8 protein-coding genes are annotated in these 11,154 nt (G+C 69.8%); 7 read left to right on the forward strand and 1 reads right to left on the reverse strand.

Annotated elements, in window-relative coordinates:
- Positions 1-9 precede the first annotated feature (9 nt).
- From WME75_RS44345 to WME75_RS44355, 3 genes are all read left to right on the forward strand, one after another.
- Entirely contained in the window at positions 10-1,575 is a 1,566-nt protein-coding gene (locus WME75_RS44345; protein ID WP_437484107.1) for a hypothetical protein, read from the forward strand.
- Positions 1,576-1,590: 15 nt separating this feature from the next.
- Positions 1,591-2,376, forward strand: coding sequence for a hypothetical protein (locus WME75_RS44350; RefSeq protein WP_437484108.1), 786 nt, complete (start codon positions 1,591-1,593; stop codon positions 2,374-2,376).
- Positions 2,377-2,538: 162 nt separating this feature from the next.
- Positions 2,539-3,318 (forward strand): hypothetical protein, encoded by a 780-nt coding sequence (locus tag WME75_RS44355; RefSeq protein ID WP_437484110.1) that lies wholly within the window; start codon positions 2,539-2,541, stop codon positions 3,316-3,318.
- Between the two features lie 2,422 nt (positions 3,319-5,740).
- Here WME75_RS44355 and WME75_RS44360 read toward each other — a convergent pair.
- Positions 5,741-6,055 (reverse strand): hypothetical protein, encoded by a 315-nt coding sequence (locus WME75_RS44360; RefSeq protein ID WP_437484112.1) that lies wholly within the window; start codon positions 6,053-6,055, stop codon positions 5,741-5,743.
- 573 nt (positions 6,056-6,628) lie between these two features.
- Here WME75_RS44360 and WME75_RS44365 point away from each other — a divergent pair.
- The 4 genes from WME75_RS44365 (at position 6,629) to WME75_RS44380 (ending at position 11,143) form a co-directional block, all read left to right on the forward strand.
- Complete coding sequence (locus WME75_RS44365) at positions 6,629-7,465, forward strand: hypothetical protein (RefSeq protein WP_437484114.1); 837 nt, start codon at positions 6,629-6,631, stop codon at positions 7,463-7,465.
- A 404-nt stretch (positions 7,466-7,869) separates the two neighbouring features.
- Positions 7,870-8,259, forward strand: coding sequence for a hypothetical protein (locus tag WME75_RS44370; RefSeq protein ID WP_437484117.1), 390 nt, complete (start codon positions 7,870-7,872; stop codon positions 8,257-8,259).
- Between the two features lie 164 nt (positions 8,260-8,423).
- Complete coding sequence (locus WME75_RS44375) at positions 8,424-9,686, forward strand: TolC family protein (RefSeq protein WP_437484119.1); 1,263 nt, start codon at positions 8,424-8,426, stop codon at positions 9,684-9,686.
- Positions 9,683-11,143 carry an efflux RND transporter periplasmic adaptor subunit gene (locus WME75_RS44380; RefSeq protein ID WP_437484120.1) on the forward strand — a complete coding sequence of 487 codons (1,461 nt, stop codon included), beginning with the start codon at positions 9,683-9,685 and terminating at the stop codon, positions 11,141-11,143. Before WME75_RS44375 ends, WME75_RS44380 begins: the two co-directional genes overlap by 4 nt.
- Positions 11,144-11,154 lie beyond the last annotated feature (11 nt).

Below are 11,154 nucleotides of genomic sequence, written 5' to 3' on the forward strand. Positions count from 1 at the left end.
GTGACCTCGATGCCGCGACCCCTCCAGCGCACGCGCTCGCGGCGCTCTGCCTTCACGGGGGCCGTGGTCCTGATCCTGGCCTCCTGCGCCCTCGGCGCCGGCTGCGCGGAGGTCCCCTGCGGGCCTCGCCTGCGCTGTGAACCGCCGCCGGCCGCCGAGGAGCCGCCTTGTCCCGACGAGCCCCAGGCGGACCTGGAGGCAACGGACGCGTGCGGCGTCTTCGTCAGCTCGAGCCTCGGTGACGATGGGAACGAGGGGACGAGCATCGCCCCCGTCAAGACGATCGCGCGGGCCATCGAGCTCTTGGCCGAGAAGCCCGAGCGGCGTCCGAGGATCCATGCCTGTGGCGAACGCTTCCCCGAGGCCGTGCGCGTCCGCGGGACCCTGGAGATCTGGGGCGGGTTCGGGTGCAAGCGGAAGTGGATCCACAACGGCGGCGGGAGCAACACCGTGATCGAGCCCGGGCCGGACGAAGTCCCGCTCGCGTTCGAAGCCGGCGCCACGGCAACGGTCTTCGATCTGGCGGCACGGGCGGCGCCGGCCACGGCGCCGGGCGGCTCCTCGATCGCGGCGATCGTGCTGGAGGGCGCCGGGGTCACCCTGCACCGCGGCGCGCTGCTCGCGGGCGACGGCGCGCGGGGCCGCGACGGCGCGCCGGGCGAGCCGAAGCAGACGCCGGCCTGGGCGGGGCGCCACGGCCGGTTCGGGCAGGACGCGTGTACCGGCGACTTCGTGCCCGGCGCCGACCCGGTGCAGAGCGCCTGTGAGCAAGGGGACTCGTTCGGCGGATGGGGCGGTGATGGAACGATCGACCACGGAGCGCCCGGCGGCGACGGCGAGCTGATGCCGATCCCGAACCCCAGCGGCTTCGGCCTCGGTGGCCGAGGGGCCACCAGCACCGACGATTGCTTGGCTGGGCAAACCGGCGCGAACGGGCTTGACGGCGCGAACGGGCTGGGCGCGCGAGGCCTGGGCACGTTCGACCCGCAGGGGCTCTACCTCGGGGTGAACGGCGGCGACGGCGGCGACGGGCTCCCCGGGCAGGGGGGCGGCGGCGGGGGTGGCACGCGGGCCGGCGCGATGTTCTGCGGCACCCCGCGCATGGCCGGCGGCGCGGGCGGTGGCTCCGGCGGCTCGGGCGGCTGCGGCGGGCACGGCGGCCGCGGCGGCGGCCATGGGGGCGCGAGCATCGGCATCTTGATCCTGAGCGCGCGCGTGGACCTCCACGGCACCGAGATCGAAGCCGCGCGAGGCGGCGATGGCGGCGATGGTGGCCTCTTCCAGATCGGCGGGGCGCCTGGGCTCGGGGCGCCCGGCGGGCAGGGCTTCGGCGGCTCGCCCTTCGGGTGCTCCGGCGGCGACGGCGGCAAAGGGGGCAACGGCGGGCACGGCGGCGGAGGGCAGGGCGGGCCCTCGATCGCCATCGCCGTGGTGGGAGCATCGCTCCCGGGGGTGACGGGGCCTGAGCCCAAGGTGGGAACAGGCGGCAAGGGCGGGCTGGGGGCGAACCCGAGTGTCCCTGGGTCCGCGGGCGACGATGGGCTGGCCCTCGGCGTGGCCGGCTTTCCCCAGTGAGCCGAGGAGGAACGGATGAATCGGTCGGCGCTCGTTGGTCTCGCGATGGTCGCGCTCGCGGCGGTCTCCTGCGGCGGCGACGGGGGCGACCAGCCTCTCCCCGTGGAGGTCGCGACCGTTGACGTCGCGGAGCTGCTCGCGCGCGCCGGCCGCAGCAGGAACGACGATGACTTGGTGACGAGCCTCGTGCCCGATGATCTCGTGTGCAAGGACGACGTCTGGCTCCCCGAGGTCTCCTGGCCCCCGCTCGGGCCGCCGCGGCTCGATCGCATCGTGTTCGTCGCATGGGACATGCCCGCTGGCACGCTCCGAGGCTGGGATCTCGTGCGGAACGCGGCGGACCGCCGCATCTGGTCGGCGGTGCTGCCCGCCGAGGAGGTGGGCTTCGGCTGCGAGGAGCGCTACGCGACGAGCTTCTTCTTGCTGGCCAGCTGGCCGGACGACAACATCTCCCGACCCGTCGGCTTCCCGCGAGCCCCTCGAGACGCCTTCTACGAGAGGATCGTGTCCGACGACGATGTCCTGGTCCGCTCGTCTACCTGGGTCGACGTCGACAAGGCCAACGTGCCGTTGCCGGACACGGCGACCTACTACCTGAAGAACCTGTTCACGGGCGCCACGTTCAGCACCGACGTTCCAACCGACGGCGATTCTCCGAATAGCGGGACTCGGATCGAGGTCGATTACGGAGAGCTCGGCCTTGGTGCGATGGCCGATGTGGCGACCTGCGTGGTGTACAAGCGCGACGGTGTGGAGCTGACGAACCTTTGCCTTACCGTGACGGACACCACGCTGCCGTAGCGCGCGGTCGGGCGGTTCGGCGCGCGGAGGACCCGCCGCGGCCGAGCTGTCCGGCGCCCGTGACATGGGCTTGGGGCGAGCCCGAGCGTCCCTGGACCCGCGGGCGAACATGGGCTGGCCATCGACGTGGGCAGTTTTCCCCAGGGAGCCGAGGAGGAACGGATGAAGCGGTCGAAGCTCGTTGGTCTCGCGATGGTCGCGTTCGCGGCGGTCTCCTGCGCCGACCCCCCTCCCCCCGACGTCGCGGAGCTGCTCGCGCGCGCCGGGCACAGCAGGGACACTTACGACTTGGCTTCGAGCCTTTGGGACCGTGGTCTCTTGTGCGAGGACGACCTCTGGCTCCCCGAGCTCTACTGGCCCCCGTTCCGGCCGCCGGGGACCAACCCCGCGTGGCCGCGGGTCGAGCGCATCGTGTTCGTCGCATGGGACATGCCCGCTGGCACGCTCAGAGGCTGGGATCTCGTGCACGACGAGGCGGACCGCACCTACTGGTCGGTGGCGCTGTCCGCCGGGGAGGTGGGCTTCGGCTGCGAGGAGCGCTACACGACGAGCTTCTTCTTGCTGGCCAGCTGGCCGGACAACAACATCTCGCGAGCCATCGGCCTCGAGCGAGGCGCGCCGCTCGCCTATTACGAGCACATTTCGTCCGATGACGCTGTACTGGTCAACCTCTCCGCCGGGATCGACCCCGACAGGGCCGATGTGCCGGAGCCGGACACGGCGACGTACTACCTGAAGAACCTGTTTACGGGCGCCACGTTCAGCACCGACGTTCCAACCGAGCGCAACGATTCTGGGCATTATTGGACTCGGATCGAGGTCGATTACGGAGAGCTCGGCCTTGGCGCGATGACCGATGTGGCGACCGGCGTGGTGTACAAGCGCGACGGCGTGGAACTGACGAACCATGGCCTTACCGTGAGGGACACGACGCTGCCGTAGCGCGCGGTCGGGGGGGCGACGTGCATGGGCCCTCGCCGCGGCCGAGCCGTTGATCATCGAGCCGCGGAGCCGCCCGCCCCGGTCACGATACGAGTTTGGGAGTGCGCGCGCGTCGCCGGAGGGCGCCATCGAGGGGCTCGCGCGCCTCGCCGCGTCATTCCGCGTCCTGCGTGGCGGGCTCTTCAAGTCGCTGGATGCGCTGGTGAGCTGTGCCGTAGTCCACCACGACCCAGGGAGCCCGCGGGTCGTACGCCGTGACACCCCACACGGGCAGCGGTGGTCCTTGGGCGATGTCTGCAAGACCGTGTCGCTTTATTTCATCACCGACAGCCGTCAACCTATAGCGAGCCTCTAGCATAGGTGGTCTGTCCGTCCTATAGGGCACACTCTCCAGCGCGGCCTCGGCCCCACGGTGCTCGGCCCACTGGCGCAGCCGCATGGCAAAATAGCAATCGCTGATGCGTATCATCCAATACTTAAGCAGCTCTGCGCCAGCCGATGAACGGTGCATTAATACGTCCACGGGCGTCGACCAGTCTTTGCCGAGACACGAGAACAAGAGCTCGTCAATCCGAGATAGGGTGAGCGTGCTACCGTCCACCCGAGGAAAGAATGCCGCTTGGTGGGTGCCCAGCTCTACGAGATCCTTCCGTGCTCGATCTGCGCGCCCGCCCTCGGTGGACAGGACCGGAGACCGACCGGATACCTTTCGCCAAGAGCGCGCCATGTGCTGGACGCGCGTCCGAGATAGAGCGCGCGCGTCGTCCAGACCGCGGCGCGCGTCAGCCGGCTTCACGTGGACGAATCCACGGCTAAACCCATCCTCCGGCGCATCCCCCAGGACGACGATGTCGAGATCCGGGTGCTCGGGCCGATAGCGGAGCCTCCACGCGCAGAGCGCCCACAGCATCAGCCTATCGCTCCACAACCCGGACGTCCATACGACGATTCTCTGTTGCGATTTCAACGCATCGATAACATCATGAAACCGCGAACGGAATCGTGTCCTTTCCCGTCCACGAAGGTTCCAATAATCGCACCGCCGCTCACAATGGTCTTCGGGCACGGACGCGCACGGCCCCTCCAGCATGTTATCGCCCACGAAACGCACAGGAAGGCGAAGCCCGCGCCGGATCGCTTTCCGAATGTCCTCATTTGTAGTGACGTGAATAGTCATTGAAATCTCAGAACAAACACTTTTTGCACTCCGGCGATGGAGGATCCCCAGACTCGCACCGTTTAAAGCAGCTCCGACACTTCGTGCCTTCGCTTCCAGACCCTGGTCTTGCACAAGACCACGGACCGCGGTCCATGCAATCCTGCCACTTCTCATTGCAGCTGCGATTACTCGTCAGCTCGCAACCTTCTCGACAGCTCTTGTATCTAGTGTGCGCGCCATCTCGACACGCCGTCCGCTGCGCTTCGTTCTCGATCTTTCCACACTGAATATTGTCAGACTCGGAGTCCGCCTCGCATTTTTCCTCGCATGGTGTCTGGCTCGCGATGTTGCAGACTGGAGGAGAAGGCGGATCCATGTCCTGCGTCTCCAGCGGTACGGGCCCGAAGGCGCCGGCCCCTGTCTGGCCGAACCCGTAGCCGCCGACCCCTGTCGCGGTGATGATGATGCCGCCGGCACCGCTCTCGCCCTCACTCCGGAGGTAGCAATCCCCGACATCGAAGTTGCACCCCGCGAGACCGAAACATAGAAGAGCAAGCAGCTTGTTCATTTAGACTCCCCACCAAATCTCCAAACAGGCCCAGCTGTAACCATCACAACCCAGCTACCTGGAAGAAATCGGCTACTCCCGCCAGCCCAGTCTACGTTAGCGCTCACGGACGCGCCCAGGCGCCCAGCAAAGTACCAATCGGACTGTGTGCGAACACCAGGAGCAAGACCCACCACGCTGTCACACCATGTGTCACCACACACGGGCATCGCGTAGATCGCCAGGGACGGCCCAAGACTGACGTTGCCTGTCTCCGTGACGTATCCAAGAGCGACGGCCGTTCGATCGTAGACCCCTACACGCGCCCCTGGGACGATGCTGAGCATGTTCTGGACTTCGATCCGGAAGTCCTTCTCTCTGCGCCAGAGCCACCCGACGAAGGGACTCACCGCAAGTTTTGGCTCGGTCTCGACCTGGATCCCGCCCACACTCATGCCAACGCTGACGTCGAGTGCCTGTGCCGGCGCCGGGACAACGACGAGCGGACAAGCGCAGAGCAGGCAGACCTTGCCGTGTGAGCGCGTGGACATGGCGGAAGCCCTGGCCAGATCGCGACGAGCGCTGTCGGGGCACGAACTATTTTCTTGGGGTGTGGCGTGGGCGTCAAGGAGAAACTCGGCGAGTCGAATGCAACTACACTTCGAGCATCCAGGGCGTGCGCATGTTCGCAGTCGGTTGCGCGGCAGGCGTGTTCGTCAACCCTCTGGTTGGCGAACAGTCCACGCCCAGGAATTCGCGCAGCGCCGCGCACGATGGTTCTTGATTTCGCCGAACGCGTACTGGTGAACGACGATGGATCCGTCTCGCCGATGTGCGCCTCGACCTCCGCGTCCGCGCCGCTCACCGACCGGCGTGGTGTACAAGCGCGACGGCGTGGAGCTGGCGAACCATGGCCTTACCGTGAGGGGCAGCTCACTGCCGTGGCGCGCGATCGGGCTGTTCGACGCGCAGAGGACCTCGCCGCGGTCGAGCCGTTCGACGCCCGCGACATGGCCGAGCTCGCGCGTCATGGACCGCCATGGCCGCGGGGAGCACGGGCGTGCCTCGGACGAGCAACGGGACCCGGACGAGCGCCGATGGCGCCGTCAAGATGTGCCCGTTGGCTGGATGCGGCAGACGGCGCCGCCGGTTTCCTGGACGGAGGTGCCCATTTCCTGGACGGCGCGCCTGGGTTCCTGGACGGGGGTGCCCATTTCCTGGACGACGCGCCTGGGTTCCTGGACGGGGGTGCCCATTTCCTGGACGGCACGCCTGGGTTCCTGGACGGGTGTGCCCATTTCCTGGACGACGCGCCTGGGTTCCTGGACGACGCGCCTGGGTTCCTGGACGACGCGCCTGGGTTCCTGGACGGCGCGCCTGGGTTCCTGGACGGGAGTGCCCATTCCTGGACGGCGCGCCTGGGTTCCTGGACAGTGCCGAGAACGTCCTGGACAGCACGGCGCCCTCGCCGCCGCCGTATTCTTGCTCTCCTCGGGGCTCCCGGTCGAGCGCTCTTGCCGCTCGTCGCTTCCGTCTGTTAGCCAGAAGGCTTGGGGAGAGGCACTCTCCCCAAGAACAATCCCTCGGCACATCAGGAGATTCCGATGCCCAAAGCAAGGACCGATCTGGACCTGTGGATGAACGAGGCGCTCGCCTCTCCGGATACCAACGAGCTCTCCCTCTCCGTGCCCCTTCATGTGCTGTTCGGTGAAGCGGTCGACGTCGCGAGGTTCCACAAGAGCTACTGGAAACCGGAGGTGAAGGACGGGAAGGTGGTGCGCCGCGGCCTCGAGATGGCGGCGAGCAAGAAGAAGAACGGGAACGCCCTGACCGCGAAGACCGGCGAGGAGATCCTCTCGCTCCAGCGCGCCGCCGTGGAGGCGGGCACGCTCTATCTGCTCGCCGTGGACCCGAAGAAGGCGAGCCCCTTCGAGCGCGGGCAGGTCGTCCTCGACGAGATCACCGCGACGCTCGAGTGGCTGTTCGACGATGGCGTCGAGGATGCGAACGACGCGAGGCTCACCAAGCTCGGACAGGCCCACGCGGGTGACCCCGCCACCGCCGACGCGCTCGCGCTGGCCCTGGACGACTATGCCGCCCTCGCAGCGCCCCACCGCGAGGCGATGGACGGCCTCGGCGGGTTCGACGTGGCCATGCTCGACGAGGCCAAGGAGCTCGCGGCCGGGCTCCGGGCGCACCCCACCGAGAGCGCCGGGCTCGGCGAAAAGGCGCGCGAGGCGCTCGTCCTCCGCAACAAGGTGATCGGGCTCCTGAATGCCCGGATGGCGACGGTGCGCGCGGCGGCGCGGTTCGTGTTCCGGGACCGGCCGGACATCGTGCGCGAGGTGACCAGCGCCTATGGGCGGCGGCGCCGGGCCGAGTCTGCGCGCCGGGCGAAGAAGAAGGCCGACGCGCCGCTGCCTCTTGTAAACCCGATCTGAAGCGGCCGTAGCCCGCCGTCCCGCCCCGCGCCGCGTTCCTTCACCCAATGCACCGAGGACGGCGTCCCGAGATGGGATGTGTTCTGTTCGATCCTCATCGATGCGCGATGGACTCGCGTTGAACGGCCTGTAAGTTGGCCCGCGCGAAAGGGGCCAGTCCGGATTGAGCCCGACCTTCAGGGGTTCGTTATGCGGCTCGCGCTCAGGCAATGGTCACGTTGGCCCAGAGAGAGCTCACATCAAGGCGTGAAGGCAGCAAGATCCGTGGTCTTTTCTTCCTGCCTTCACGCCCTCATGTTCAAATTGGACCCCTACCCTCCGACCGGCGGTAGCTCGGTCCCCGCGTTCTGCGAGGCGCGGGCCCTCCTTGACGGTCGTCGCATCCTCCTCCACCCTCGTGGCGGATGTTCCGCGTCCGGCGACCCCACCGTAACCGCAGCGCCATCCTTCGCTGGATCTGCGCCGCGCTCTCGGTGTTCCTCGTCGTCGGCCTCCTGGCCCAGGGACATACCCTCCAGGCGCTCGGCGTGGCGATCGCTTGCGAGCACCCGATGCTCGAGTCGTCCTCCGCCCATGACGCGGAGGACGGGCATCCGGACAGCTCGCACGACGACTGTCCGCCCAGCTGCAACGACTGCGCTTGTGGCCGCATCCCCATGACGCTGGCCCTGGAGGAGGTGCCGCCCTACCTCCTCCTCGAGGCGTACGAGATCGCCGCATCGACGCCGCCGGAAATGCCAGGGCGCTGCCCCACCTGCCGCCTCGAACGGCCACCCCGACGCCCGCGCGCTTGAGGCGCCCGCGTCAGGCATCGCATCGACGAGCACGGCAGCCGCGCTCGGGCGCATGAGCGCCCCCGCGCCACGCCGCCCCGCGCTCGGCCCCCTCGCGCGATCCTGACCGGGCACAACCGCGGTTCTTCGCGCGAGCGCTCCACGCGCTCGAGGGCTGCCCGTCCATGCTCCGTCCCTGCGTGCGTCGTCCGTTCGTCGCCTCCTCGATCGCCCTTGGCCTCCTGCTCCTCCTGCTGCTCGCGCCTGCGGCGATGCACGCCGCGGAGCCGCCCCTCACCCGCGCCCGCGTCGCCGACCTCGCCCGCGCAGCGCCGAGCGCGCGCGTGGCCACGGCCGAGGCCGGCGTCGCCCGCGCCGCGACCTCGGCGGCCGGCGTGCTCTCGCTCGAGAACCCCGTGCTCACCGGGATGGGCGGCGTCCGGCTCAACCCCGACGGGAGCAAGCCGGCCGCCGCTGAAGCGTCCATCGAGTGGCCGATCGAGCTCGGCGGTCAACGGGGCGGGCGCATCACCGCGGCGAAGGCCGAGCAGCGCGCCGCCGAGATCCAGGCCGAAGACGGCCGGCGCCGCGTCCTGCTCGCCGCCCTGCTCCAGCACGCCCTCGTGCTCCGGGACGAGCGGCAGGTGCAGCTCGCCCGCGCGCGCGTCGCCCTCGCAGAGCGGCTCCACGCCGCGGCGGAGCGCCAGCGCAGGGCGGGCGAGGTGCCGGAGGTCGACGTCGCCCTGGCGCTGCTCCAGAAAGGACGCGACGTCGCAGCGGCGAAGGCGGCGGAAGGCACGCGGGACGCCGACAGGGCCGCGCTCCTCGCCCTGCTCGGCCTCACCTCGCCGGGAGCGCAGAGCCTCCCGGTGGAGGGGCCGCTCGTGCCTCCCGGCGAGCCGCCGGCGCTCGCGTCGAGCCTCGGCGAGGTCGAGCGGCGCCCCGATGTCGGCGCCGCCGAGGCGTCGGTCGGTGCGGCGCGCGCCAGGGCGGAGCGAGAGCGCTCGGCCAGGTGGCCGACCGTCAGCGTCATCGCCCAGGTCGAACACGACGACGGCGCGAACATCGGCATGCTCGGCCTCGCGGTCCCGCTGCCGATCCTGAACGCCAACCGGGCCGGCGCCGCGACGGCCGCCGCGGAGATCGATGTCGCCCGGGCGCGCGCCGACGCCGCGCGGGCCGGCGCCGTGGGCCAGATTCACCAGCTGTACGCGCGCTACCGGGCGACGAAGGAGGCGCTCCAGGCCCTCGCACCGACCGCCACCCTCATGGAGCAGGCGGCCGCGATCTCGGCGCGAGGGTACGAGCTCGGCGAGAAGGATCTCGCGAGCGTCCTCCTGGTGCGCCGCGAGGTCATCGAGACCGAGGCGGCGCTGCTGGAAGCCGAGCACGCCCATGCGGCGGCCAAGATCGAGCTCCTTGTCGCGGCGGGGAGGGCGCTCCGATGAGCGCTCCCCAGCGGAAGATCGAGCTCTCGCCGAAGGCGGTCGCCGTGATCGCCGCGGCGGTGCTGGCGCTCGTCGTCGCGGCCGTCGCCCTCACGGTGCTCATCGAGCATCGACGCCACGGGCACGACCCCGAGGCCGGCCACGGAGACGAGGACGGGCACCACCACGGCAAAAGCGAGAGAGCGCACGCGCACGACGAGGGCGAGGATCACGCGCACGGCGAGGGCAAGGACCACGCGCACGGCGAAGGCGACGACCACGCGCACGACGAGGGCAAGGAGCCGGCGCACGAGGCCGGGGAAGCGCACGCCCACGGCAGCGGCAGGCTCGAGCTCTCGCCCGCGATGATCCAGAACGCCGGGCTGGAGATCCTCACCGCCGGACCGGGCAAGGTCGCCGTGACGGTCACGCTGCCCGGCGAGGTGGCGCTCAACGCCGAGGCCATCGCGCACGTCACGCCCCGGGTGCCGGGGACGGCGCGGGAGGTGAAGAAGCAGCTCGGCGACACGGTGAAGCGCGGAGAGGTGCTCGCCGTGCTCGACAGCCGCGAGCTGGCCGAGCTCCAGCGCGAGCTCCTGGCGGCCAAGGAGCGCCTCTCCCTCGCCGAGGCGAGCTTCACGCGCCACGAGGCGCTCTGGAAGGAGCGGATCTCGGCCGAGAAGGAGTACCTGGCGGCCAAGCAGGCGGTCGCCGAGGCGCGGATCGAGCACCGGAGCGCCGCCCAGAAGCTCAGCGCCACCGCAGGCTCCGGCGCGACCCGGGGCACCGGCTACGCGCTGGTCGCCCCGATGGACGGCACCCTCATCGAGAAGCACATCGCCATCGGCGAGGTCCTCAAGGAGGACACCCAGGTCTTCGTCATCGCCGACCTGTCCACGATCTGGGTCAACGTCACCGTCTACGCCAAGGATCTCAGCCGCGTGCAGGTCGGCCAGACGGCCTGGGTCAAGGCCGAGGGCATCGAGCAAGCCGCGCAGGGCACGCTGGCGTACCTGGGGCAGGTCGTCGACGAGCAGAACCGCTCCGCCGTGGCCCGCGTCGTCCTCGAGAGCCCGGGCGCAGCCTGGCGCCCCGGGCTCTTCGCCACCGCCGACATCGCCATCGAGGAGGTGGCCGCGCCGGTGGTCGTCTCGGACGAGGCGATCCAGCGGATCGAGGGCAGGGAAGTCGTCTTCGTCGAGGCGGGCGGCGGCTTCGAGATCCGCCCGGTGAAGGTCGGACGCCGCGGCGCGCTGGGGTTCGGGGCGAAGGGCGCCGACGGGCGACCCGGAGCCCCGAGCGTCGAACCTGAGTTCGGGGCGAAGGGCGCCGACAGGCGACCCGGAGCCCCGAGCGTCGAACACGCGCTGGTCGTCGAGATCCTGGCGGGGGTCGCCGCCGGCGAGCGCTACGCCGGCAAGAACAGCTTCATTCTCAAGGCGGAGCTCGGCAAGTCCGAGGCCGGCCACCAGCACTGAGGAGCGCGCCG

Source organism: Sorangium sp. So ce1014 (assembly GCF_051521505.1).
Lineage (GTDB): Bacteria > Myxococcota_A > Polyangia > Polyangiales > Polyangiaceae > Sorangium.

What these genes read in the sequence shown, in the direction of transcription:
- WME75_RS44345 (WP_437484107.1), top strand. Translation starts at nt 10, where the DNA reads ATGCCGCGACCCCTCCAGCGCACGCGCTCGCGGCGCTCTGCCTTCACG.
- WME75_RS44350 (WP_437484108.1), top strand. Translation starts at nt 1,591, where the DNA reads ATGAATCGGTCGGCGCTCGTTGGTCTCGCGATGGTCGCGCTCGCGGCG.
- WME75_RS44355 (WP_437484110.1), top strand. Translation starts at nt 2,539, where the DNA reads ATGAAGCGGTCGAAGCTCGTTGGTCTCGCGATGGTCGCGTTCGCGGCG.
- WME75_RS44360 (WP_437484112.1), bottom strand. Translation starts at nt 6,055, where the DNA reads ATGACGCGCGAGCTCGGCCATGTCGCGGGCGTCGAACGGCTCGACCGC.
- WME75_RS44365 (WP_437484114.1), top strand. Translation starts at nt 6,629, where the DNA reads ATGCCCAAAGCAAGGACCGATCTGGACCTGTGGATGAACGAGGCGCTC.
- WME75_RS44370 (WP_437484117.1), top strand. Translation starts at nt 7,870, where the DNA reads ATGTTCCGCGTCCGGCGACCCCACCGTAACCGCAGCGCCATCCTTCGC.
- WME75_RS44375 (WP_437484119.1), top strand. Translation starts at nt 8,424, where the DNA reads ATGCTCCGTCCCTGCGTGCGTCGTCCGTTCGTCGCCTCCTCGATCGCC.
- WME75_RS44380 (WP_437484120.1), top strand. Translation starts at nt 9,683, where the DNA reads ATGAGCGCTCCCCAGCGGAAGATCGAGCTCTCGCCGAAGGCGGTCGCC.